The sequence below is a fragment of the Massilia cavernae genome, from assembly GCF_003590855.1.
GTDB lineage: Bacteria > Pseudomonadota > Gammaproteobacteria > Burkholderiales > Burkholderiaceae_D > Telluria_A > Telluria_A cavernae.
Genome location: NZ_QYUP01000157.1, coordinates 1 through 23,334, shown reverse-complemented (window position 1 = coordinate 23,334; position 23,334 = coordinate 1). Strand labels below are relative to the sequence as shown.

General features: G+C 66.2%; 20 protein-coding genes and 1 pseudogene. 4 read left to right on the top strand and 17 right to left on the bottom strand.

Annotated features, from left to right (window positions below):
- Positions 1–4: 4 nt before the first annotated feature.
- From D3872_RS21705 to cadR, 5 genes are all read right to left on the bottom strand, one after another.
- Positions 5–3,499 carry a pectinesterase family protein gene (locus D3872_RS21705; protein WP_119812746.1) on the bottom strand — a complete coding sequence of 1,165 codons (3,495 nt, stop codon included), beginning with the start codon at positions 3,497–3,499 and terminating at the stop codon, positions 5–7.
- Positions 3,500–3,516: 17 nt separating this feature from the next.
- Positions 3,517–4,323 carry a rhamnogalacturonan acetylesterase gene (locus tag D3872_RS21700; RefSeq protein ID WP_119812745.1) on the bottom strand — a complete coding sequence of 269 codons (807 nt, stop codon included), beginning with the start codon at positions 4,321–4,323 and terminating at the stop codon, positions 3,517–3,519.
- Between the two features lie 160 nt (positions 4,324–4,483).
- Positions 4,484–5,182 (bottom strand): FadR/GntR family transcriptional regulator, encoded by a 699-nt coding sequence (locus D3872_RS21695; protein ID WP_119812744.1) that lies wholly within the window; start codon positions 5,180–5,182, stop codon positions 4,484–4,486.
- A gap of 167 nt (positions 5,183–5,349) precedes the next feature.
- Positions 5,350–7,215, bottom strand: coding sequence for a glycoside hydrolase family 28 protein (locus D3872_RS21690; RefSeq protein ID WP_119812743.1), 1,866 nt, complete (start codon positions 7,213–7,215; stop codon positions 5,350–5,352).
- Positions 7,216–7,348: 133 nt separating this feature from the next.
- Positions 7,349–7,801: a Cd(II)/Pb(II)-responsive transcriptional regulator gene (gene cadR, locus D3872_RS21685; protein WP_274381757.1), complete on the bottom strand. Its 453-nt coding sequence runs from the start codon at positions 7,799–7,801 to the stop codon at positions 7,349–7,351.
- Between the two features lie 165 nt (positions 7,802–7,966).
- Here cadR and D3872_RS21680 point away from each other — a divergent pair, with 165 nt between their 5' ends.
- Complete coding sequence (locus D3872_RS21680; protein WP_229459462.1) at positions 7,967–8,956, top strand: sulfurtransferase; 990 nt, start codon at positions 7,967–7,969, stop codon at positions 8,954–8,956.
- Here D3872_RS21680 and D3872_RS21675 read toward each other — a convergent pair.
- The 12 genes from D3872_RS21675 to D3872_RS21620 all read right to left on the bottom strand — a co-directional run bounded on the left by D3872_RS21675 (position 8,892) and on the right by D3872_RS21620 (position 19,861).
- On the bottom strand, positions 8,892–9,641 hold the full coding sequence (locus D3872_RS21675) for a FadR/GntR family transcriptional regulator (RefSeq protein ID WP_119812741.1): 750 nt from the start codon (positions 9,639–9,641) through the stop codon (positions 8,892–8,894). The genes D3872_RS21680 and D3872_RS21675 overlap by 65 nt on opposite strands.
- Positions 9,642–9,649: 8 nt before the next feature.
- Positions 9,650–10,594 (bottom strand): PDR/VanB family oxidoreductase, encoded by a 945-nt coding sequence (locus D3872_RS21670; RefSeq protein ID WP_119812740.1) that lies wholly within the window; start codon positions 10,592–10,594, stop codon positions 9,650–9,652.
- A 69-nt stretch (positions 10,595–10,663) separates the two neighbouring features.
- Positions 10,664–11,800 carry an FAD-dependent oxidoreductase gene (locus D3872_RS21665; protein WP_119812739.1) on the bottom strand — a complete coding sequence of 379 codons (1,137 nt, stop codon included), beginning with the start codon at positions 11,798–11,800 and terminating at the stop codon, positions 10,664–10,666.
- Positions 11,801–11,825: 25 nt separating this feature from the next.
- Positions 11,826–12,881, bottom strand: coding sequence for a 4-hydroxy-2-oxovalerate aldolase (gene dmpG / locus D3872_RS21660; RefSeq protein ID WP_119812738.1), 1,056 nt, complete (start codon positions 12,879–12,881; stop codon positions 11,826–11,828).
- A gap of 11 nt (positions 12,882–12,892) precedes the next feature.
- Complete coding sequence (locus tag D3872_RS21655) at positions 12,893–13,843, bottom strand: acetaldehyde dehydrogenase (acetylating) (protein WP_119812737.1); 951 nt, start codon at positions 13,841–13,843, stop codon at positions 12,893–12,895.
- On the bottom strand, positions 13,840–14,643 hold the full coding sequence (locus D3872_RS21650; protein ID WP_119812736.1) for a 2-keto-4-pentenoate hydratase: 804 nt from the start codon (positions 14,641–14,643) through the stop codon (positions 13,840–13,842). Before D3872_RS21650 ends, D3872_RS21655 begins: the two co-directional genes overlap by 4 nt.
- A 15-nt stretch (positions 14,644–14,658) precedes the next feature.
- A complete protein-coding gene (locus D3872_RS21645; protein ID WP_119812735.1) occupies positions 14,659–15,495 on the bottom strand; it encodes an alpha/beta fold hydrolase in 837 nt (278 codons plus the stop codon).
- A complete protein-coding gene (locus D3872_RS21640; protein ID WP_119812734.1) occupies positions 15,492–15,950 on the bottom strand; it encodes a lipocalin-like domain-containing protein in 459 nt (152 codons plus the stop codon). The genes D3872_RS21645 and D3872_RS21640 overlap by 4 nt, the downstream gene beginning before the upstream one ends.
- 2 nt (positions 15,951–15,952) lie before the next feature.
- The gene (locus D3872_RS21635; RefSeq protein WP_119812733.1) at positions 15,953–16,849 is read right to left on the bottom strand and encodes an alpha/beta fold hydrolase; all 897 of its coding nucleotides are present in this window, start codon (positions 16,847–16,849) and stop codon (positions 15,953–15,955) included.
- Positions 16,846–17,829, bottom strand: coding sequence for a VOC family protein (locus D3872_RS21630; RefSeq protein WP_119812732.1), 984 nt, complete (start codon positions 17,827–17,829; stop codon positions 16,846–16,848). The genes D3872_RS21635 and D3872_RS21630 overlap by 4 nt, the downstream gene beginning before the upstream one ends.
- 15 nt (positions 17,830–17,844) lie before the next feature.
- Positions 17,845–18,858: an ornithine cyclodeaminase family protein gene (locus D3872_RS21625; protein WP_119812731.1), complete on the bottom strand. Its 1,014-nt coding sequence runs from the start codon at positions 18,856–18,858 to the stop codon at positions 17,845–17,847.
- A gap of 94 nt (positions 18,859–18,952) precedes the next feature.
- Positions 18,953–19,861, bottom strand: coding sequence for a LysR family transcriptional regulator (locus D3872_RS21620; RefSeq protein ID WP_119812730.1), 909 nt, complete (start codon positions 19,859–19,861; stop codon positions 18,953–18,955).
- A gap of 160 nt (positions 19,862–20,021) precedes the next feature.
- On the opposite strand from D3872_RS21620, the gene D3872_RS21615 reads away from it, so the two are divergent.
- From D3872_RS21615 to D3872_RS21605, 3 genes and pseudogenes are all read left to right on the top strand, one after another.
- Entirely contained in the window at positions 20,022–21,041 is a 1,020-nt protein-coding gene (locus tag D3872_RS21615) for a dihydrodipicolinate synthase family protein (RefSeq protein WP_119812729.1), read from the top strand.
- 9 nt (positions 21,042–21,050) lie between these two features.
- Entirely contained in the window at positions 21,051–22,520 is a 1,470-nt protein-coding gene (locus tag D3872_RS21610; protein WP_119812728.1) for an NAD-dependent succinate-semialdehyde dehydrogenase, read from the top strand.
- A gap of 94 nt (positions 22,521–22,614) precedes the next feature.
- Positions 22,615–23,334, top strand: a pseudogene (locus tag D3872_RS21605) (DUF1302 domain-containing protein); the annotation flags it as partial.

Genomic DNA, 23,334 nt, shown 5'->3' with positions numbered 1-23,334 from the left:
GCCCTTAGTCGGGGCTCCACCCGCTCCCATTGCCGTAGCCCGCGAAGATCACGGCGCGGCTCCCGAACTGCTCCTTCGCCTCGGCCGCGCTCAAGGCGTAGCCACCGCTGCGTTTCGCAAGGTCGATCGGATTGCCGGCCAGGTCGATGCTCCCGAATTCGCGCCAGCCGCGCCGTGCGTCGGCCACCGCCGGATTCGGCGCCGGCTCGAGGTTGACGCCGCTTCCGGCCCACCCGATCGCCGCGATGTGATTGCCCATCCTGCAGTTAATGTAGCTCACATTGTCCCAGGTGGACGCGGTGCCCGGGCTGCGCGCCAGGTAAGTCGTACCCGCCGGCACGCCGTTGGCTTTCGGTCCCGGCCCCGGCCCGTGGGTCAGTGCGCTGTTCAGGAACACGAAGCCCACACCGCCGGCATCGACCGTGCGCGCCTGCACCACGTAGCCTCCCGATTCCGGATTGGCGCTGTCGCCGACCGAGCGAAGCTCGCTGTCCTCGAACAGGGCAGCGCGGTTGGCGCCCCAGATGAAGTCGACATTCCCCTCGATCAGCGTGCGATGGAACCACGCGTATCCCTTCACCTGGATCGTGTCCTGCTCGCTGAAGAAGCTCGCATTTTTGGCGATGAGGCGGCCGCTGTCGCTGTTGAAGTAGACGGTTTCGGCCTGCGCCGATCGTGTCTGCGAGCGCAGCGTCGTGTTGCGCAGCGTGAGCGTGTCGAGCGTGATCATGTCCGCCTCCTCGATCATCAGCAGCGAACGGCCGCCGGAAAAGGAGGGCGAGCCCGCAGCCTGGCTCACTCCCGAGCCGGGATTGGTGCCATCGCTGTTGGCCGCATGGATGACCACCCCGTCGCGGCTCTCGCCGCGGATCGCCAGGTTGTCCCTGGCCAGGATGAACAGTAGCTCCTCGTATTTCCCGTTGCGCACATTGATCGTTACCGGCGCCGCCTTCGGAAACCTGCTCATTGCGTGGTTCAGCGCGCCCTGTACGGTCCGGAAGTCGGCCGGGCCGTCGTCGTCGACGGTGATGCTGGAACCCACAGGCGCGGCGGCCTTCGTGCGGAACGACCATCCGGCATTCTTGCCAATGCCCGCGAACGGGCGCCCGCCAAGTGTGGCGTCGTTGAACACGCCGTTATCGGCAGCCACGTAATAGTCGGTGCCGTAGGCCAGCTTGCCGCCGTGCGGCTTGATGGTCACGGTATTGCCGTCCACCTTGATCGGCGTATGGCGCACGTAGCGCGAACGGGCCTGCCCAGGGTAGCCGATGGCGCCGATTTCCTCGCCGGTGCGGATGATGTCTACCAGTGCGTCGTCGGCAGTGCGGAAGATCCTGACCGATCCGGCCTTGCCAAGCGTTGGAGGCTGGTCGAAAGCGATGCGCAGCACGGTGTCGGTCGGCACTCCGGTGGAACGAGCGCCTGGCGACACCGCGCCGGCCAGGTTGTAACGCTGCGCCGGCATTGCGAACGCCGGCGTAACGGTGGCGTCGATTGTGGTTTGCGCCGTGGGGTCGGCCGTGCTGGCGATTACCGCGCTGGCCACGCCGGGCGCCTTTGGCGTAATGATAATGCCATCGGCCCCTGCGCTGACGGTGGCAACCGCCGGGTTGCTCGAGCGTGCCGTGAACGGCAGCCGCGTGAATCCATCGCTGGCCACCGCGCTGATGGCCAGCCGCAGTGGCGGGTCGCCGGCCTGCGCGGTTACGGTATTGCCGGTGAGGGCGGGCGCCAGCCGTGCCGGCTGCACGCCCGGCACGCCGAGGCGCAGGTCGTCGAGCTCGAAACCACCGCCATTGCTGTAGATGCCGATGCGGCCCTGCGGTCCTGCAAACGCCGGCTGCGGCGCCGTCGTGATCTTTTCGCCGTCGAGGTAAACCGCGAGTGCGGTTTCCGCCATTTCGAGGCGCATGGTGGAAAATCGCCCGTCTGCCGCGCGGGCGCGCGGGACCCGCTTCAGACGCGACAGCACGCCGTCGTGCATCCGCACCAGCTGAATGTATACGGTGCTGCCGCCCTCCGGTAGGTCGACCCCGGCCCCGACCCAGTTCCGTTCGTCCACGTAGCGGCCCATCAGATACAACTGGCGAAGGCCGCCCGCGCCGTATTGCGACGGACGGATGCGCGCCTCCACGAAAGCGTCGCCGGGCGGCAGTGGTGCACGACGCTCCGCTTTCAGAAACGCGCGCACCGGACCCGCGAGCTGCATCAGCCGGTTGCCGCCGGAAGCATAACCCACCGCCAGGGAGGCGCCCGATTCTGGCGCCAGCTCCCAGCCATCGGCGCCGTTGCGCTCGAAGCCTTCGCACAGCAGGAAGTCGCGCGTCGGGCAAGCTGCGACGAGCGCATCGTCGCGAAGTTTGCCCGCGCCGGCGTTGGCCAGCACATGCGCCTTGACCGATGCCGCCGGGCGTATGCCGAACGCATACGGAACCTGCCAGGCCGCTGCGTGTGCGACGGCGCAGTTGCCAAGCGCAGCGCCGTTGAGCATGGAACCGGTATCGGTGAAGCCTGCGCCGGCCTTGTCGTACTGGCGCACGATGTCGGCGCAACCGCGCGCGCCGGCGATATCGAAGGCATTCTGGTGCGAGATGAGCTGCGCCAGCTTCCCGAGTCCCACGCTGTAGTCGTGGCCGTAGGCGGGATGGCGGCGGTCGCCGGCATAGTAGTTGTTAAACAGGTGGACCTGGCCGAAGCGCACGCGCGGCGCGCGCGAGGAGACGTCCGTGAACAGGTTATTGCTCATGCTGACGCGCAGCCGTCCCGCATCGCGGCCGGCATTGTCGCTCGAGCCGACCAGGATGTTCTTCTCGTGCAGCGCAAAGTGGTTGTACGACACGGTGACCAGGTCGGCGCCGTCGGTGATGTCGAGCGCGCCGTCGTGGCATTGTTTGACCTTGCCGTTCTCGCGCGCCAGCGTGTCGTCGGTGAGCGGCGCGTCGGTAAAGCTGTTGTGGTCGATCCAGACATGGCTGGAAGCCGACACCGCGATGCTGTCGAACTGCGCGTTCCAGTTGCCGCGCGCGCCATCGCTTGGGTCCCACTTCGGACCCACATCGCACGGGTTGCGGAAGCGCAGGTTGCGGATGATGACCTGCGAGGCGTTCGCCACCCGCACGTTCGCGTTGACCAGGCCCGCATTGTCGCCCAGCCCGATCAGGGTCGTGTTGCTGGGCAGGCGGATGGTGCCGCGCGCGGCCTGGTCAAGAGTGCTGGCGAACGGCTGGGGCTCAGCCATGTCGATCGAGCCGGATACCTGGATGATGCGGCTGCCCTTGCCACCGCGCTTGAGCGCGGCGCGCAGTCCGGCCGCATCCGACACCGTCACGATATTTTCGAGCGACGCATTGCCGCCGCCGCGCGTGCCGCCTTGCTGCCCAGCCCAGCCGTCGGCTGGCGCACCCTCGCGCGCGGGCGCCGATGCCGGCAGCGCATGCGCCGTCACCGAACCGCCCATCAGCGCCGCCAACAGGAACAAATGCAAAGAACGATGGCTCATAAGATCCAGCACGGTAGTCAGTGTTGTGCGGCGACGGCGGGGGATTCGCGCAATGCCGGCGCAAGGGCAGGGAACAGCCGCTTCAGTTCACCGGCTACCATTCCCGAGAAAAGCGCCGCCCCCTTGGCGCCCACGTGGGTGCGGTCGAAGGCGCTCTTCGGCGCTCCCTGGGGTTCGGTGGCGGCACCCGTGCCGGCCACCGGTTCGACCGGTTTTGGCGCCTGGGCCAGTGTGTCGGCTTCGTCCTGGCCCATCGCCTGCACGGCCCTGCCGCTGATGACGTTCAGGTCGAGCAGGGCCGCGCTGTGCGCGCGCGCCACACGGCGCGTCGCTTCGGCCCATGGCGCGAGGTCGTTGTGCAGGTATGCGCCCCTGAAGGTGCGCCGCGTCAGTGGCGTCAGCAGGACCGGCACGCCGCCTAGCTCCGTCACTTCGGTGGCGTAGCGCGCGATATTGTCGGGGAATTGGGTGACGAGGTCGGTCGAACGGCCTGGTTTGCCCGGCTGGTCGTTGTGGCCGAACTGGATCAGCACATAGCTTGCGCCATAGGGCGCGCTGTCGCGCAGCAGCGCCCGCACCTCGTCCCAGCGGCCCTCCGCACGGAAGCTGCCGGAACTGCGGCCCCCGCGCGCCAGGTTGATGCAGCTTACCTCTGGCCGGAAGCGGCCGCACAAGGTGTCGCCGTAGCCCGACCTGGTGGCCATGGTCGAATCGCCCACCAGGATGATGCGAGGCGGTTTCGTGGCGGCGGCATCGGGGCCGGCAGCCCAGGTGGGGGAGAGCGCGAGCAGGCCGATGGCCAACAGGGCGAGAGGTCGCTTCATCGAAGTTCCTTTTCAGCTAGACAGGACAGCCAGCGCACAGGCGGCGCAAGGGCAGGTAGTCGCCTGATTGTACTGCGGTCTGGCCAATTGTGCAATTGGTCTGGCCAATGTTATTTTGGCACGGACCGCCGCGAAAAGGAGGGAAGCGGCTGGTGCGGTATCAGCCGCGCGAGAAGGTCCTGGTTACCCGGTCCAGGTGCGCGCGCATCGCCTGCCGCGCGCCGGCCACATCATGCGACGCGATGGCGGCGAGGATGGCGCGGTGGTCGACCAGCGTTTCCTTGTGCAGTTCTTCGGTCTGGAAGTGTTCCTTGAGCCTGTGCCACAGCGTGTCGCGCTGGGCCCACAGGTACTGGACCACGCCGACCATCGCGCTGTTGCCGGTGGCGCGCGCGATCGCCAGGTGGAAGTTGCGGTCGGCCGACTCATTGCTGCTGCGGTCCTCGTGTTCGCGCTCCATCTCCTCCACCGCAAACAGGATGGCGTCGATCTGGGCATCGGTGGCCTGCTTGGCAGCCAGCGCGCAGACTTCGACTTCGATCATGCGGCGCGCCGCCAGCACTTCGAACGGTCCAGGGCCGGCTGCCACCGCCGCGGCCTGCGGCGCCGCCTGCTCGCTGACATATACGCCCGAACCGCCGCGCACTTCCACCACGCCGCCCAGTTCCAGTGCGATCAGCGCCTCGCGCAGCGAAGTGCGGCTGACGCCCAGCTTGGTGGCAAGGTCGCGCTCCGACGGAAGGCGCTCGCCTGCCTGGATGTTTTCGGCGCGGATCAGTTCCTCGATACGGTTGGACACGACACGGTACAGGCGCGGTTCGGCCGAGTTCGCTTCATGGAGCGCGGGAGATTTCTTCATTGATCGCTTAGTCAAAAAATGTGGCTGGTGCCAAGATAAGCGATCTTAATGTGGTCCGTCCAATGCTGCAAGTGGACAAACCAACTGTCGGCATCTATTTTTCCGCGTTTTCGATCGATTCCCGGACGTGGCGCAGGCGTTCGCGGCACCCATCCGGGAAGCGTCTCTCAGCCGGAAATGACCTCCGTATGCGAGCGCCCGCCAATCCTGACGTTCTTCAGCGCCAGGCCCTTCACGTTGTACAGGAACCAGGGCTGGGCGGCGTTGGCCGGGGTGCCGAAATCGCAGTCGCTGATGGTTACGTCGCGCACCGGCCACACTGTCGGCGCGGGCGCCGGGCCATTGTAGTCGGACGCCACCGGGCCCAGGATCACGATCGCCTGGTAGCACGATACCGGCTTGCCGCCCTTGGTGACATTGCCTACCTTGACGTTCGAGATATGCACGTTCGACACCTGCGGTGGACGGATGCGCACATTGTCCGAGACCGGTGCATAGTCGCAGTCGAACGTGATCACGGCGCCCGCCGCCACAGCCACGCTGCCCGAGTTGACCGGGGAGCCCGGCAGCATCGCATAGGACGAAGGGCTGGTCTGCACGCCATTGGGAATCGTCACGTTGCGCACGTAGAAATTGCGCAGGTAGCCGCCCCGGTTCATATTGGTCTTCAGTCGGATTGCCGTGTTCAGCGGATTGGTCGCCCAGTTAATGTTCTGGAATATCAGGTCCTGGGCGAAAACATTCTGGATGCCGCCCGCCATTTCGCTGCCCAGCGTGACGGCGCCATGCCCGCTCTGCATCGTGCACTTCTGGATCACGATGTTCTGGGAAGGTCCGTACTGGGTGTCGAGGTTCTTGCCCGCCTTGATGGCGATGCAGTCGTCGCCGGAATTGAAGGTGCAGGAGTCGACCAGGACGTAGTCGCATGCCTCCGGGTCGAAGCCGTCGCTGTTAGGCCCCAGGCTGTTGGCGTGCACATTGCGGATGACGATATTGCGGCAATGGACAGGGTGGTGCACCCAGAACGGCGCCTGCCTGACCTCGTACCCCTGCAGCAGAACATTGGTGCAGCCAATCAGCTGGATCATCGGCGGGCGCAGGTAGTGGCCCAGCCCGAACACGCGCCGTGCGACCGGCACGCCGGCTTCCGACAGCGCCGGCAGATAGTTTTCGTCGGCGCGCCATTCGGCCCCTTCGCCCTGGATAAGACGGCGCTGAGCTTCGGTCAAGTGCGGGGCGACCGTTGCCAGCGATTCGGGATTGCGCGGATTCGGCGTGCGCTGCGAGGGCTGGCCCGGGCGGTAGTTGGGCGTCGAACCCTGGGCGACCGCGTTGATCGTCTTGTTCTTGCCCTTCCAGGTCCACCAGCAATCGCTGCTGCCTTCGAACGGCACGCCGCCCTGGCCGTCGAGGATGCTGGTCCAGTCTTCGCCAGTCAGCGCGATGTTGTCCTGCCCGTAGGCATACACCAGTGACGAAAAATTCAGGCAGTCGTTGCTTTGCCAGCGCGAGAGCACGAGATTGCCGTTGGCGCCGCATGGATAGTCGCCGTACTTCGCATAATCCGCCGGATTGGTGCTGAAGTAGATGCGGGCGCCTGCCTTCAGGTGCACATGCACGTTCGAGAGCAGGACGATGGGGCCGGCGCAGTACCAGTCGCCGGCCGGGATCACGACGCGTCCGCCGCCGGCCTTGTGGCAAGCCGCGATGGCGGCGGCGAAGCCCGGGTAGCAATCGTGCGATCCGGGCGCCGGCGTTTTCATGTTTTCCTGCTCTTCGAACGAGAGCCAGGCCTTGACCGTCGCCATGGTGCATGGCGCGGCGCCGAAATCGCTTACCAGGTAGTCAGCGTTGCGGAATGACACCGGCTTGGCCAGGCGGTCGATGATCGCTTGCGCCTGCCCCCATGGGTCGCTGCCGCCAAACGCTGCTGTCGCTGCGGCGGCAGCCTTTGCGGCCGGCGATAGAGCAAGTCCAGTGGCGCCGATGGCATGGAGCAGTCCGCGGCGCTGCTTGCTGATGGTGTTCTTCATATGTCTCCCCCGATCAAATATTGGATATGTGGTCGGTCCATTGTAAAGTGGCTAGACCAATTTATCAATGTGGACGAGCCAAAAGTTTTTTGACCGTAATGAACAGCGCGCCGGCGAAGGCGCCCGGGGAGCATCAGCAGCCGGCGCCGCCGAGGTGGCCTGGCGCGCCGGCTTCCAGCGGCGCCGGCGCGGCCAAAGCGTGAAGGATGCCGCATTCTGTGGAGCAGTCTGCTGGGCTGCACTCGCTTCGCAATTGCCGCAACTGCTGTTCCAGGACGCGAAGCGACTCGATCCGGCTCGTCACATGCCCGATGTGCTTGTCCAGCAGTTCATTGACGCCATCGCAAACATCTCCCGGACGGTCACGGAAGTTCAGCAGTACGCGGACTTCGTCGAGCGTCATGTCGAGCGCGCGGCAATGCCGAATGAAAAGCAAACGCTCGACATGCGCATCGCCATAGGTGCGGTAGTTGTTTGCGGAGCGCACAGGCGGCGCCAGCATGCCGATCCGCTCGTAGTAGCGGATGGTTTCGACCTGGCAGGCCGTGCGCTGGGCGAGTTCGCCGATTTTCAGGAAAGTTGACATATTCACACTTTGCGATGGTGTTCGTCCAACCCTGTAGCAGATACAGTGTTCAATGTTTGACTATACACTTAAGCGGGGGAAGCCCTTTGCCGTCCGCCACCGGTATAATCACGCATGGCAGTGGCGCTTTCGCCAGCAAATGCCCACCCTCCTGATCTTCACCCCTTGAATCTGACCGCCAGCACCGCTCCCTTTGGATTTCGCCGCGACCTGCACCGCTGGCGCCAGCTCGTCACGCCTGCATGGCTGGCCGGGCTGGTCGCGGGCGCGCCTCTTACCGCTGCGCCCGACGGCGAGTGGCGTCTCTTCGAAGTCGGTTTCGGCGCCGCGGATGCGTTTGAGCGCGCCCATATCCCGGGTGCCGGCTATATCGATACCGCGCAGCTCGAACATGGGCCGCTGTGGAACAAGGTGCCGGACCCCGAACTGAAACGGCTGCTGCTTGCACATGGCATCCGCCACGACGTCACGGTGGTCCTGTATGGCCGCAACACGCTGGCGGCAGCCCGCGCCGCGCACCTGCTGCTGTATGCCGGCGTCGCGGATGTGCGCCTGCTCGACGGCGGTTTCGACGCCTGGAAGGCGGCCGGCCATGCGATGGAAGAAGGCCCTGCGCGGCGCTACCGCGCGGCGGCCGGTTTCGGCGCCGCCTTTCCGGGGCGTCCCGACTACCTGGTCGACATGCCGCAGGCGCGCAGATTGCTGGAACGGCCCGACGGCGCGCTGGTCAGCATCCGTACCTGGAACGAATTCATCGGCAAGACCTCCGGCTACAGCTACATCGACGCCAGGGGCGATATTCCCGGCGCCTGCTGGGGCCGCGCCGGCGTGGACGATGACGTCAACAGCATGGCCGAATTCCACCGTAGCGATGGCCACATGAAGCCTTCGGCGGAAATCAGCCACATGTGGCAAGCCGCCGGGGTTCACGCCGGCCACCACACGGCCTTCTATTGCGGCACCGGCTGGCGCGCATCGCTGGCGTTTTTCTACGCCTGGCTGATGAACTGGGAGCGCATCGCCGTCTACGATGGCGGCTGGTGCGAATGGAGCCGCGATGCCGGCAACCCGGTCGTGTGCCGGGTCGCCGCTACACCGCCGTCCCACCCTCGAGCAGCTCCTCGGCGCGCCGCAGCCGTTCCCGGCTGTTGCTGAGGTGGGTGCGCATGGCGGCACGCGCCGCTTCGGGGTCCTGGCGCGCGATCGCAGTGTAGATATCCTCATGTTCGTTGACGACCCGCTTCATGTAGGTCTGCGGATCGTCGTTCGCCAGCCGCGCGGCGTCGACGCGGTAGCGCGGAATGATGTTGGTGCCCAGGTGGTTCAGGATGTCATGGAAATAGCGGTTGCCTGAACATTGCGCCACCAGCAGGTGGAAACGGATATCGGAAGGCACCGTCTCCCCGCCGTTTCGCACCGATTCTCCGAACGTATCGAGGGCGGCCCGCAGCTGATCGAGCTGGACAGCGCTGCGGCGCGCGGCGGCCAGCACCACGGCTTCCGTTTCAAGGCTGATGCGCAGTTCGAGGATGGCGAGCAGGTCGCGCACGGTTACGACGGTGTTCGGGTCGAGGCCGAGCGGCGCGAGCGGCGGATCGAGCACGAAGGTCCCGATCCCGTGCCGGGTCTCGACCATGCCGGCCGCCTGCAAGTGCGACATCGCCTCGCGCACCACGGTCCGGCTGACGCCATGGATGCGCATGATCTCGGTTTCCGAAGGCAGCTTGTCGCCGGCCGCCAGCGCGCCGTCCTGGATGCCGTCGGTGATGTATGCGATCACGCGCTGGGCCAGGTTGCGGTGGGTCCTGGGCGGCGCGGATGGGACATGGGAGTAGCTCATGCGCGCTCCTAGAGGTCGAGCACCAGGGTGTCCGATACGCTGCCCGAACAGCACAGCATGATCGTGTCGCCCGCGTTTTTTTCTCGCGACGTGAGGTAGGAGTCGCGGTGGTCGGGTACCCCGTCCAGCACCTTTGTCTGGCAAGCGCCGCAAACGCCTTCCTTGCACGCATGTCCGACGTCCACGCCGTCGCCGAGCAGGGCGTCGAGGATGCTGTTCCCGGGTTCGACCCGCACTTCGCGCCTTGACCGGGCAAGCACCACCGTGAAACCGCCCGACACGACGGCCTCCTGCTGGGCGCTGAAGTATTCGACGTGGACGTTCTCCGCCGGCCGTGCCGCCGTCGCGCGTTCGAAGGCGTTCAGCATCGGCGATGGACCGCAGCAGTAAAGGTGCGCGTCGCCTGGCACAGGCGCGACCAGGGTACCCATGTCGGGCAAGCGGCCATCGCATTCATCGACGAAGTGGAAGCGGACGTTGCCGCGATCCCGGTCGAGGTCCAGCAGCTCGGTCAGGTAGGCGCATTTGCGGCGGCTGCGGGCACTGTAGAACAGCTTCCACGGCCTGCCCAGCGCGTCGAGGCGGCGGATCATGCACAGCAGCGGCGTCACGCCGATGCCGCCTGCGATGAACACCACCTGCGGCGCATCTTCCACCAGCGGGAAGTGATTGCGCGGCGCCGACACCTCGATCGATTGCCGCGCGCGCAGGGTTTCGTGCACATAGCGCGAACCTCCACGGCTCGAAGGGTCCTTGTTTACCGCGATCACATAGCGGTCACGCTCGGACTGGTCGTTGACCAGCGAATAGCTGCGCGTCAGGCCATTGCCGAGCACGAGGTCGATGTGGGCGCCGGCGGAAAATGCAGGCAGCGGTTCGCCGCTGGGCGACACCAGTTCGAGCGACACGATGTCCTCGGCCTGGCTTTTCATTGAACGAATCAGGAGTTCCATGTTTGTCTCATCTTGTAGTCGCCGGGCTCGATGATCCGGTCGGCGTTTGTTGCGGTATCCGGTCAGGCCCTAGATTGGCTCCGACAGCATTTTCAGCGTTCGCTGCACCACTGCCGTCTGCTCGGCGATCGGGGCGCGGCGTTGTTCCAGGCGTCCGATTTCCATCGAGTTCTCCACGGTGATCCGGCAGCGTTCTTCGCGCCGTGCCATGAACGCCGACAGCGCTTCGGGCACGTCCACGCCACGCGCCAGTTCCTCGGCCAGCACCAGCGCATCTTCGACTGCCATGCCGGCGCCGGAGGCCAACTGCGGCGTGGTGGGGTGGGCGGAATCACCGATCAGCAGTACGCGTCCGCTGAACCATGGCGCCGGCAGGAAGAAACCTTCCAGCGGGCGAAACACGATTTCCGATTGCGCATCCAGCCCGTCGCGGATCTCGCCCACCATGCCGCCGTAATCCTTCAGCAGTGCCGCCAGCGGCGTGTGCAGCCCTTCCTTCTCGCGCCATACCTTGGCCGAGGTTTCGAGCACGAACAGGTACATCTTCGTCTTGGATACCGGCGTGAAGCCGACTTTCAGCGGACCGCCCAGGAAGTAGTGGCGGCGGTCGATTCCGGCCGGCCGGTCCAGGGTCACGCGCCAGCAGTTCTGGCCCGTGTACTCCGCTTTCGGCGCATCCGGGAAGATCAGCTGGCGCACCCGCGACGACACGCCGTCCGCCCCGATCACCAGGTCGTAGCGCGCCGTGCTGCCGTCGCTGAAGCTCACTTCCACGCCGTCATCGAGCTCGCGCAAGGCATCGACGGTCAGGCCGAGCCGGATCTCCGCGCCCGCTTTGCGCACCCGCGCCGCCAGTATCTTGTGCAAGCCGGGGCGCGTGAAGCCACCACTGCCAGGCACGCCGGCCTCGGGCGGCATCGGAGTGGCCAGGTCGCTCAGCACATTCCCGTCCACGTCGCACACGCGGATGCCTTCGCCGGTGTAGCCGTGCTCCATGATTTCATCCAGCACGCCGAGCTCCTTGAACGCGCGCAGCGTCGGCCCGGTGATCGTGATGCCAGCACCGGATACGCCCCATGCCGGGTCGATGTCGATCAGGTCCACTGAGGCGCCGATCCCGCGCAGCGTCAGCGCGGCGGACATGCCGCCGATGCCGCCACCGACGACGAGTACATCGAGCGCTTTGGTTGATTCGGCTTGGTTCATTTTCCAGTCTCCTTTATTTGGTGGTTCATCCTGCCGCGACGATGGCCGGATCGATCTCGATGTCCTGGCGGTCGCGCGCCTTGAGCAGGTCCAGCGCGACGTCGACGATCATGTCTTCCTGGCCGCCCACCATGCGGCGCCGTCCAAGTTCGACCAGGATGTCCAGCGTCTTGACGCCATACTTGCGGGATGCGGCTTCGCTGTGGCGCAGGAAGCTGCTGTACACGCCGGCATAGCCGAGCGCCAGCGTTTCGCGGTCGACGCGCACCGGGCGGTCCTGCAGCGGCCTGACGATGTCGTCGGCCGCGTCCATCAGCTTGAACAGGTCGGTGCCGTGGTTCCAGCCCATGCGGTCGGCCGCCGCGATGAATACTTCGAGCGGCGCGTTGCCGGCGCCCGCGCCCATGCCGGACAGGCTGGCGTCGACGCGGTCGCAGCCTTCCTCGACCGCGACGATCGAGTTGGCGACGCCCATGCTCAGGTTGTGGTGGGCGTGCATGCCGGTCTGGGTTTCGGGCTTGAGCGTGTCCTTGAAGGCGCGGAAGCGCTCGCGCACGTCGTTCATGCTCAGCGCGCCGCCCGAGTCCACCACGTAGCAAACTGTGGCGCCGTAGCTCTCCATCAGCCTGGCCTGGCGCGCCAGCTCCTGCGGCGAAACCAGGTGGCTCATCATCAGGAAGCCGACCGCTTCCATGCCGAGGTGGCGCGCATATTCGATGTGCTGGCGCGACACGTCAGCCTCGGTGCAGTGGGTGGCGATGCGCGCAACGCGCGCCCCGGCGCCGTAGGCGGCCTTGAGGTCGTGCACGGTGCCGATACCGGGCAGCAGCAGGGTGGCGATCTTCGCGTGCTTTACCACGCCGGCCACCGCCTCGATCCATTCCAGGTCGGTATGCGCGCCGAAGCCGTAGTTGAAGCTGCCGCCCTGCAGGCCGTCACCGTGGGCGACTTCGATCGAATCGACTTTTGCTTCGTCCAGCGCGCGCGCGATCTGCTGCGCCTGGGCGACACTGTACTGGTGGCGGATGGCGTGGCTGCCGTCGCGCAGCGTGACGTCGGAGATGTAGATTTTCTTGTTCATGATGGGCTCCTTCAGGCGGCCATGGCGGCGGTGGCGAGCATGCGCTCGGCCATGCGCTCGGCCGTGCGCAGGCCGGCGCTGGTCATGATGTCCAGGTTGCCGGCATATGCGGGCAGGTAGTGGGCGGCGCCTTCGACTTCCAGGAAGATCGAGGTCTTCAGGCCGGTCATGGCCGGGCCGACGCCGGGAATGTTGATCGGCGCGTCGATGCGGTCGAACTGCACCCGCTGCTTGAGGCGGTAGCCGGGCACATAGCCCTGGACCGCTGCCGCCATGCGTTCGACCGATTCGGCGATCGCATCCTCGGACGCGAAATCGCTCAGGGTGTAGACGGTGTCGCGCATGATCATCGGCGGCTCGGCAGGGTTCATGATGATGATCGCCTTGCCTTTGGTGGCGCCGCCGACCGCTTCGATCGCCTTCGAGGTGGTTTCGGTGAACTCGTCGATGTTGGCGCGGGTTCCCGGGCCGGCGCTCTTGCTGGCGATCGAGGCCACGATCTCGCCATAGTGCACCTTCGCCACGCGCGCCACCGCCGCCACCATCGGGATGGTGGCCTGGCCGCCGCAGGTGACCATGTTCACATTGAGCGCGCCAAGGTGGTCGTCGCCATTGACGACCGGGATGCAGTACGGCCCAATGGCGGCCGGGGTCAGGTCGATCATGCGGATGCCGGGCTTCAGCGCACGCAGCAGGGCGTCGTTGCCGACATGGGCGGCGGCGCTGGTGGCGTCGAACACGATATCGATGTCGGCAAACACGGGCAGGCGGGCCAGGCCTTCGACGCCCTCATGGGTGGTCGCCACGCCGAGGCGGGCGGCGCGCGCCAGGCCATCGGACGCTGGGTCGATCCCGACCATCGCACCCATCTCGATGTGCTGGCCGTGGCGCAGGATCTTGATCATCAGGTCGGTCCCGATGTTGCCGCTGCCGATGATGGCAGCCTTCAGTCTTTTAGTCATGGCATGTCCCGGTTGGAGTCGAAAACGGCGGTGACGCTGCCGAGGCCCTCGATCGAGGCGGTGTAGCTGGCGCCGGCGCGTACCGGCACCATCGGCCCGAGTGCGCCGGACAGCACGAGGTAGCCGGCCTTGAGCGGCGCCTTGTTGGCAACCATCGTCCGCGCCAGCCAGACGACCGCGTTGATCGGATGGCCGAGGCAGGCGCTGCCCTGGCCGGACGACACCAGTTCATCGCCGCAGTGCATCTGCATCGCGCAGATGCGCAGGTTCAGGTCCCACAGGCGGCGCGGCGAGCCGCCGATCACGTAGGCCGACGACGAGGCGTTGTCGGCTACCGTATCGACCAGGCTGATGTCCCAGTTGCGGATGCGGCTGCCGACAATCTCGAGCGCCGGCACGGCGAACTCGATGGCGCGGATCACGTCGACGACGCCGGGGTTTTCCATGTCCAGGTCGCGCCCGAGGACGAAGCCGATTTCGGCCTCGATCTTCGGCTGCTGCAGCTTGGCCATCGGGATCGGCAGGCCCTCCGCATACTCCATGTCGTGGAACAGCATGCCGAAGTCCGGCTGGTCGACGCCGAGCTGGCGCTGCACGGCGGGCGAGGTCAGGCCGATCTTGCTGCCGACGATGCGTGCGCCGGCGGCGAGCCGGTGTTCGGTGTTCATGCGCTGGATGGCGTAGGCGCCGGTCGCATCGAGCGTCGGATACTGATGGCGCAGCGCTTCGATCGCCTCGCCGGTTTCGGCGCTGCTGCGCAGGGCGGCGGCGGCTTTGATCAGGATGTCAGTTTCAGTCATGTTTCTCTCCTCGGGTCAGGCGCCGGCTGCGCCGGGCTCTTTCAGGAATTCGCGCACCAGGTTGCAGAAGCGCGCACCGTGCTCGATCTGGGTCCAGTGGCCGCAACGGCCGAACACGTGCAACTGGCTGTCGTCGATCCAGTCCAGCAGCGTGGTCGAGGTGGACAGCGGGATCACCTTGTCGTCGCGTCCATGCACCAGCAGGGTGGGGTGGCGCAGGGCGCGGATGTCCGCTTCGGCGTGTGCCATCGCATCGACCCAGCGCTGGCGCGGCGCCGGGAACATGCGCGCATACGATTCCTGGATACCCGGCCGCATGCTGGCCTCGTAGCGCATGCGCACCAGCGCGTCGCCGACCAGCGCCTGGTCGTAGGCGAAGATGCGCATGATCGCCTGCATGTTCTCCACCGAAGGCTCGTAGCCCCACACCGCATCGAGTCCGGGTGTCAGTTCGAACGGCACGCCCACGCTTCCCATCAGGACCAGCCTGGACACTCGGTCCGGATGCGCGATGGCCAGCGCGAGCGCCATCGATCCGCCGAACGAGTTGCCGACCACATGTGCCTTCTCGACGCCGACCGCGTCCATGAAGCGCACGATCTGGTCAAGCCAGCTTTGGCGCGTGTGCGCCATGCCGGCCGGGGAGACGCTGTAGCCGAAGCCCGCAAGATCGGGCGCCAGCAGGCGGAAGTCCTGCTGCAGCGCCTGCAGCGCGAGCCGCCAGTTGGCCCATGCGCTTACGCCGGGGCCGGAGCCGTGCAGCATCAGCACCGGTGCACCCTGGCCGACGTCGTGATAATTGGTCAGCACCTGGCCGCAGGCGATCTGCTTGCCAATTTCAGGATCTGTCATGCCGCCTCCTGCGCCGCTTGTGCTTCATGGCGGCGCCATACGAGGCGCGCAGTCCTGGCCTGGGGCGTGTTTTCTTCGAGCCGCGCCAGCAGCGCGAGCGTGCCGTCGGGCTGCTGCTCGAAGCGGCGCTTCTGTTCGCCACCGATCCAGTTCGGGAACAGGGAAGCTTCGACGCGGTGAGTGACGACGTCGCCATCGACCTCGTAGCGGCCGGCGTAGCTGAGCATCGAGTCGTAGGCGCGCGCCTTCTCGGAGTCGGGCGCGTTCCATTGGCCTCCCTGTTCGAATCGCTTGCGCTCGGCGCGGCTGATCATGCAGACCATGTCGCCGTCCGGAAGGTAGCGGATGAAGCCGGAGAGGTGTTCGCCGAGCGGCAGTTCGCGCCGGCCGTCGTCGTAGAGCTGTTCCCAGGACACGATGTTCCAGCGGCCCACGAGATTCAATGATTGCGACACGATCAGTTCTCCTTGATGTCGGTTGATGCGGGGTCCTGCAGGAACTGCAGCACCACGCGGTTGTGTTCTTCGGCGCTTTCGAACTGCGCCCAGTGGCCAGTGTCCTCGGCGCAGTGGAAGCGCCCGTTGTGGACCTGTTGCGACAGCCGCAGTCCCAGCGATGGCGGGGTGCGGTTCTGGTCGCCCCAGTACACCAGCACCGGCTGTTCGATGCGGCATGCGTCGCCGTCGCTGACCAGGTGCTGGCGGATGGTGCTGCCGCTGAGGTATTCGGTGATGAATTCCTGTTGCACCGCGCTCAGCGCGGGCTGGCGGTACAGCGCCTGGCGCACCGCGATGGCCTCAAAGGTGAGCCGGGCCGGATCGGCCAGGATGCGCGCCATGCGCGAACGGACGTTTTCAATGCTCGGGTCGCGCAGCACTTCCAGCGAACTGGCCAGGTTCTTCGACCAGTCGGGTTCCACATAGCCGTCGATGCTGCCGGCGTCCGGCTCATAGCCCATGGTCGTGGTCAGGACCAGGTGGCTCACGCGCTCGGGATGGAGCAAAGCCAGCCGCATCGCCACCCAGCCGCCCAGCGACTGGCCTTCGACCGCGGCGCTGTCGATTCCCAGCACGTCCATCACGTCGGTCACCTGGTCGACCAGGTGCGGGATCACCTCGCGGTCGAAGCCCTCGGTCTGCGACATGCCGTGCCACAGGAAGTCCAGTGCGATCACGCGGAAGTGCTGCGCCAGTGGCATGATGTTGCGGGCGTAGTTCTCGATGTGGCCGCCGGTCCCGTGCAGCAGGATCAGCGCCGGCCCTTCGCCCGCTTCGACGATGCGGGTGCGGTAGCGGCCTTCCACAGTGCGCACTTGCGCCTGCAGCAGGTCGACCCAGTAGGTGGCTGCGTTCATTTCGACACCGCCGGTGATGCGCCGGCTTCCTTGCTGACTGAAATCGGCCCGCGCAGGCGGCCGTCCGATTTCTCCAGTCCGAAAGTCCATTCCGAGAAGATGTCGGCGGTGGCGGCGAAATCGGCCGCCTCCCAGCTTTCGTTGACGATGTCCTCGTCGGCGGCGTACTCCCACGCGCATCCCAGCGGGGTCAGGAAGTACCAGAAGCAGGCCGACGATACGGTGTGGCGGCCGGGCCCCGCGAAGGTTTTCCAGCCTTTCGAGTCGATGTACTGGCCGCCGCCGATCACTTCGTGCACGTCGCGCACCTTGAAGGCCATGTGGTTCAGGCGCGTTCCGGGAGTGCGCCCGTTCATCAGGAACAGGTGGTGGTGGTTGCCGGACGGTGAGCAGCGCAGGAACAGGCCACGGTTGGCGTAGCGGTCCGAGACGATGAAGCCGAGCCGCTCGATGTAGAACTGCGCGGCGGCGGCGGCGTCGTCGACGCCCATCGCGACATGGCTGATCTGGTGCGGGCGAGCCTGGTCGTAGCGCACCGCGCGCTGGTTCAGGCGGTCGGTGCGGGTAGGGCTGTTGTAGCGGGTCGCTTCGACCGGCGCCTCGGCGCGTCGCGTGACGCGGAACGCCAGGCGGATACCCAGGTCATCGACGCTGTGCAGCACGCCGTCGCCATCGAATTCGACGGCGCGGTCGCGGCACAGTTCAGCCTCCAGCGCATGCAATGCGGCTTCGTCGGACACGCCCCAGGTGATCTCGCTCAGGCCACTGCTGTTCCCCAGCGGGCGGCGTCGCGGGTCGGCCGGTTCGGCGCGGACGATCTCCACTTCGGAGCCGTCCTGCGCGCGGAACAGGAAGGCGCCAGCGGCGTCGCTTGCGGCCGGCGACAGGCCCCATTGGGAGGCGAAGGTGCAGGCATCCTCGAATTCCGTCACGGCGAACCTGACTTTTTCGATGCCATTGATCCGGAAGCGGTTAAGCATGGAATGTCTCTCCCGTTATTTGTCGATGGTCTGGATGGTCGCGGGCATGGTGATATAGCGGCCTTGCTCCTGCGCCTTATGCAGCAGCATTTCGGCGATCACCACGTCCTGCAGCGCGCTGCCGACCGACTTGTAGAGGATGATGTCGTCGGGCGAGCGGCGGCCCGCGGTGCGGCCCGAGGCCACGTCGGCCAGCGATGCCAGCTTCTCTTCGATGTTGACGCCGTGGGCGCTGGCTGCGAGGCCGTCGCCCGTCTCATGCGCTACTTCCTCGGGCATGTCGGCGACGATCAGGGCCGCGCGCGCCATCGTCGCCTCGTCCACTTCGCGCTGTTCCGGCAGGGTCGAGCCGATCGACACCACGGTCATGCCGGGTTCGAGCCATTCGCCGCGGATCACCGGCGACTCGTCGCGGCTGCGTGCGGCGCAGAACACCACGTCGGCGCCTTCGATGGCGGCGCGCGGTTCGGTCACCGCCTGGATGTCAACACTCGCGCTGAACGAAGCGGCAAAGCGCTCGCGGCTCGCCGGGGTGGGGCTGAACACGCGTACCGACGCGACCTCGCGCGTGGCCATCAGCGCTTCGAGCAAACCGCGCGCTTCGAAACCGGAGCCGATGACGGCGACCTTCAGCGGCTTGGCCGGCGCCAGCAGGTTGACCGCGACTGCGGCGGTGGCGGCGGTGCGCAGGCCAGTCAGGCGGCTGCCGTCGATCAGCGCCGCCAGGTCCATCGTCTGCTGGTTGTACAGCGCCACCAGATAGCTGGCGCGGTGAATGCGGGGGGAGGCGGCAATCAGCTTGCAGCCCATGTACTCGCCCGACGGCGAGACGGCGAACATGCCGCGCAGCCAGAAGCCTTTGCCACGGGCCATGGCGCGCGGCGGCACCATTTCAGGGGTCACGGGCAGCGCGTAGGCGGCGCCCAGCGCGGCGACGGCCGATGGCCAGTCGGCCAGCGTAGCCACCTCGGCATCTGCGACAAACAGGGTCGGGCCCTGGGTAACGGCAACGGACGATATCTGATTCATGTACAGGCTCCTTGTAGATGCCTGTACTCTATGTGACCGCCTTCCTAAGAGCTAGAAGCTGCCAGCGAAAGCAGATATCTGCGAATTAGATACCTCAGTGCTCGGGTTTGAAGAAGGTCGGTACGGCCTGCACGATCAGGCGCTGGACTTCTCGCGTCGCCAGGGTATGCGGGCGCCGGATGGTGGTACTGAGCACGACGCTGCGCAGCAGCTCGGGCTTGACGATCCTGGCGCTGGCCAGCCGCGGGTCGTTGCGCAATTCAAACAATCCGGAAGTGATGGCATAGCCGCCGCCCGCAGCCGAGATTTCATGCTGCAAACGGATGGAGTCGGCTTCCACCTCGAAGTTCAGCTTCAGGCCGCGCGCTTCCGCCAGGGTATCCAGGCGGGCCCGCAGCGGGTGCGGATGGCTGGGGACCACCAGCGGCAGGCCCTCGAGCTCGGCCAGGGCGATCGTCCCTTGCTGCAGCAGCGGATCGGCGCGCGGACCGACCAGCTGCAGCGTCGTCTGCACCAGCACCGATTCGCCCACATCGGATACCGGTCCCTCGCGCAGCAGCAGCGCCATGTCGACGCGGCCTTCGCGCAGCTGCTCCTCGAGCTGGGAGCTCGATCCGTCGCTCAGGTGGAGCTTCACGCGCGGGAAGCGTTCGCGCACCAGCCCGAACAATTTAGCGGCAAACATCGGGACCGTGGATGGCAGCATACCGACCTTGACCTCGCCGGTCGGCATGCCGCCCGTGGTGCGGATTGCATCGGTAATGCTGTCGGCTTCAGCGATCAGCGCCTGAAGCCGCGGAAACAGCTGTTCGCCGAATTCGGTCAGGACCACGCCCCGGCCGGTGCGCCGGAACAGCCGGTAGCCGCACAAGGTTTCCAGCTGGTTGATATGGCGGCTCAGCATCGACTGCGGCACATCGAGCGCTTCGGCCGCACGCGTCAGGCTGCCCTGTTCGGCCACCTTGATGAAGAACAGCCATTTGGGATCGAGGATTGATTGCATGGCATTAATAATATCGCGTTCCTTCCCAATCTGGTGCAAGGATCGAGGTATCTACTTCGCAGATATCTGCTTTCGCTAGCGCCTCCTAGCTCATGGGAAATCGCTCACATAGAGTACAGGCATCGTGAACCCCGATTCCAACTCTAAAGAAAGATTTGCCATGGCTTCGTACCAGAAGAAAGACGCCCGCGCCTGGGCCAAGCAGCACCTCGTCGGCTGTTCGTCCGTCACCATCCCGAGCTACAGCGCCGACCTGAAGCAGCTGAACGAGAAGGGCATCCGCCACGACATCGAACGCGTGATCGAGATGGGCTTCAGCTACACGCTGCTGTGCTCCGAAGTGGCCATCACCGCCGAGGAGAACGCCCTGTTCACGGCGTGGGCGCGCGACACGGCGGGCGACCGCCTCGGCCTGTTCTTCCATGCCGCCTTCGATACGCTCGAAGAGAACATCCGCGCCGTCAAGCTGGCCGAACAGGCTGGCGCCGACATCGTGCTGCTCTCGTACCCGACCCAGTTCTGGCCGACCAGCGAACAGGAGATATTCGACTACACCAAGAAATTCTGCGACGCCACCGACCTCGCCGTCATGCTGTTCCCGATCCCGTTGTGGGGCTTCGAGCGCGTCCACCCGGCCGGCATGTCGGTCGCCTTCGTGCGCCGCCTGCTGGACGCCTGCCCGAACATCGTGTCCATCAAGGCGGAGCAGGGCTTCCCGCTGGTGGCCGGCCTGTGCGAGATGTACCAGCACTTCCGCGACGAAGTGGTGATCAGCTGCCCGATCGAAGGCGATGCGCTGCCGCTCATGAGCCTGATGAACCTGCAGTTCTCGGGCACCAGCTACACCCAGTGGATGGGCGACTACTTCCCGAAGGCGTTCAACCTTGCCCGCACCGGCAAATGGGACGAGGCGATGGCGCTGTACTGGCAGGTGCAGCCTGCGCGCCAGGCGGCCGGCGCGGCCACCGCCGCGTACATCCCGGGCACCAACTACATCAACCGCACCAACTGGAAATACATGGACTGGCTGGCCGGTTTCAACGGCGGCCCGCTGCGCGGCCCCGCCATGCGCATTCCGGACCGCTGGATGAAGACGCTGCGCCAGGGCCTGGTCGCATCCGAACTTCCCGTGACCACCGACCATGACCGTGAGTTCATGGTCGGCCGCTTCCCTTGCTGAGGACCCGTCATGAAAAACCTGTTGAAGGACCAGGCGCTGTGGCGCGAAGGCGCCCTGATCAACGGCCAGTGGCTGAACAAGACGCCGCACGGCGGCTACGCGCTGCGCAATCCGGCCACCGGCGAAGTGCTGCTTGAGCTGCCGCGCTGCAAGGAGGCCGAGACCGCCGAAGCGATCGAGGCCGCCAACATCGCCTTCCGCACCTGGCGCAAGACGACCGCCAGGCACCGTTCGGAAGTGCTGCAGCGCTGGTACCAGCTCACCGTCGAACACCGCGAAGACCTGGCGATCCTGATCACGCTGGAAGAGGGCAAGCCCCTGGCCGAGGCGCGCGGCGAGATCGACTACGCCGCCTCCTTCCTGCAGTGGTTCGCGGAAGAGGCCAAGCGCGTGCGCGGCGACGTCATCCCGGCGCCCAGGGATTCCCAGCGCATCGTCGTGCTCAAGCAGCCGATCGGCGTGTGCGCAGCAATCACGCCCTGGAACTTCCCGGCCGCGATGATCACCCGCAAGGCCGGCCCGGCCCTGGCCGCCGGCTGCTCGATGGTAGTCAAGCCGGCCAGCCAGACGCCGCTGACTGCGCTGGCGCTGGGCGAGCTGGCGCTGCGCGCCGGCGTGCCCGCCGGCGTGTTCAACGTACTGACGGGGAACGACACGCGCGCCATCGGCGGCGTGCTGACCTCGCACGCTCTGGTGCGCAAGGTCACCTTTACCGGATCGACCGAAGTGGGCAGGGTGCTGCTGGCCCAGTCGGCCGAGACCATCAAGAAGTGCTCGATGGAGCTGGGCGGCAATGCGCCCTTCGTCATCTTCGACGATGCCGACCTCGATGCCGCGGTCGAGGGCGTGGTCGCTTCCAAGTTCCGCAACACGGGGCAGGCTTGCATCAGCGCCAACCGGGTGCTGGTGCAGGACGGCGTCTACGACGAATTCGCCGCGAAGCTGGCGGCCCGCGTGGGATTGCTCAAGGTCGGCAACGGACTGGAGCCCGGCGTGCAACAGGGGCCCCTGATCGACGCTTCCGCGGTCGCCAAGGTGGAAGCGCACATCGCCGATGCGGTCAGGCTGGGCGCCAAGGTGCTGGTTGGCGGCAAGCGGCACGCGCTGGGCGGCTGCTTCTTCGAACCCACCGTGCTGGCCGGCGTCACCGGCGAGATGGCGGTCACGCGCGAGGAAACCTTCGGCCCGGTGGCGCCGCTGTTGCGCTTCCACACCGAGGCCGAGGCCATCGAGATCGCCAACGATACCGAATTCGGCCTGGCCGCCTACCTGTTCAGCCGCGACGCAGCGCGCATCTGGCGCACCGCCGAAGGACTCGAAGCCGGAATGGTCGGCATCAACTGCGGCCTGATCTCGAATGAAGTCGCACCGTTCGGCGGCGTCAAGCAGAGCGGCCTGGGGCGCGAAGGTTCGCAATACGGCATCGAGGAATTCCTCGAGATGAAGTACCTGTGCTGGGACGGCGTGACCCAGGAATGAATCGACAGGCGGACGCCCCCGGCCAGAAGGGGCGCCGCCGTTGCAAGTAGTGGCAATTCAATACAACCATAATAGGAGACTAGCCTTGACTACAATGAATCCGCGCCGCGGCGGCGTCGTGCTGCCCCGCGCAATCGCACTGGCAGCCGCGATGGCGGCGCCATGGGCGTTCGCAGCAGACGTTCCCGAAGCACCGGACGCCGGCAGCGGCCCGCAGTTCAGCTGGACCAACACCATCCGCTACGGCGCCGCATTCCGCGTCAAGGACGCGCAAACGGCGCTGCTGGCCAATCCCAATGCCGACGACGGCAACGCAACTTCGGCAAGGGCCTGATCTCGAACCGGATCGAGCTGCTCAGCGAACTGGACGCGGTCATGCCTTCGGGCTTCGGCGCGCGCGTCAGTGCGCTGGGCTTCTACGATACCGTCTACAACCGCAGTAACGACAACCCGGGCTTTGCCGGCGGCGCCGCGCCGAACCACACTTCGGCGCCCTTCAATGAATTCACGCGCAGGACGCGCGAGCTGCACGGACGCCAGGTCGAACTGCGCGACGCTTTCCTGTTCGGGAAGGTGGACCTGGGCGGCGTGCCGCTGACCATGCGCCTCGGCCAGCACTCGCTGGTGTGGGGCGAGAGCCTGTTCTTCGCGAACAATGCGATTGCCGGTGGACAGAATGCCTTCGACATCGGCCGCCTGCTTGCCGACCCGACCGCGCAGGCCAAGGAATTCGTGCTGCCGGTACCCCAGGTGTCGGCCCAGGCCCAGCTGACCTCAGCGCTGACGGTGGCCGCGTATTACCAGGCGCGCTTCC

Coding starts and splice junctions, on each gene's coding strand:
- dmpG (WP_119812738.1), bottom strand. CDS start 12,881: ATGAACAAGAAAATCTACATCTCCGACGTCACGCTGCGCGACGGCAGC.
- D3872_RS21690 (WP_119812743.1), bottom strand. CDS start 7,215: ATGAAGAACACCATCAGCAAGCAGCGCCGCGGACTGCTCCATGCCATC.
- D3872_RS21625 (WP_119812731.1), bottom strand. CDS start 18,858: ATGAATCAGATATCGTCCGTTGCCGTTACCCAGGGCCCGACCCTGTTT.
- D3872_RS21650 (WP_119812736.1), bottom strand. CDS start 14,643: ATGACTGAAACTGACATCCTGATCAAAGCCGCCGCCGCCCTGCGCAGC.
- D3872_RS21675 (WP_119812741.1), bottom strand. CDS start 9,641: ATGAGCTACTCCCATGTCCCATCCGCGCCGCCCAGGACCCACCGCAAC.
- D3872_RS21610 (WP_119812728.1), top strand. CDS start 21,051: ATGAAAAACCTGTTGAAGGACCAGGCGCTGTGGCGCGAAGGCGCCCTG.
- D3872_RS21620 (WP_119812730.1), bottom strand. CDS start 19,861: ATGCAATCAATCCTCGATCCCAAATGGCTGTTCTTCATCAAGGTGGCC.
- D3872_RS21630 (WP_119812732.1), bottom strand. CDS start 17,829: ATGCTTAACCGCTTCCGGATCAATGGCATCGAAAAAGTCAGGTTCGCC.
- D3872_RS21700 (WP_119812745.1), bottom strand. CDS start 4,323: ATGAAGCGACCTCTCGCCCTGTTGGCCATCGGCCTGCTCGCGCTCTCC.
- D3872_RS21635 (WP_119812733.1), bottom strand. CDS start 16,849: ATGAACGCAGCCACCTACTGGGTCGACCTGCTGCAGGCGCAAGTGCGC.
- D3872_RS21615 (WP_119812729.1), top strand. CDS start 20,022: ATGGCTTCGTACCAGAAGAAAGACGCCCGCGCCTGGGCCAAGCAGCAC.
- D3872_RS21655 (WP_119812737.1), bottom strand. CDS start 13,843: ATGACTAAAAGACTGAAGGCTGCCATCATCGGCAGCGGCAACATCGGG.
- cadR (WP_274381757.1), bottom strand. CDS start 7,801: ATGTCAACTTTCCTGAAAATCGGCGAACTCGCCCAGCGCACGGCCTGC.
- D3872_RS21665 (WP_119812739.1), bottom strand. CDS start 11,800: ATGAACCAAGCCGAATCAACCAAAGCGCTCGATGTACTCGTCGTCGGT.
- D3872_RS21695 (WP_119812744.1), bottom strand. CDS start 5,182: ATGAAGAAATCTCCCGCGCTCCATGAAGCGAACTCGGCCGAACCGCGC.
- D3872_RS21705 (WP_119812746.1), bottom strand. CDS start 3,499: ATGAGCCATCGTTCTTTGCATTTGTTCCTGTTGGCGGCGCTGATGGGC.
- D3872_RS21670 (WP_119812740.1), bottom strand. CDS start 10,594: ATGGAACTCCTGATTCGTTCAATGAAAAGCCAGGCCGAGGACATCGTG.
- D3872_RS21645 (WP_119812735.1), bottom strand. CDS start 15,495: ATGACAGATCCTGAAATTGGCAAGCAGATCGCCTGCGGCCAGGTGCTG.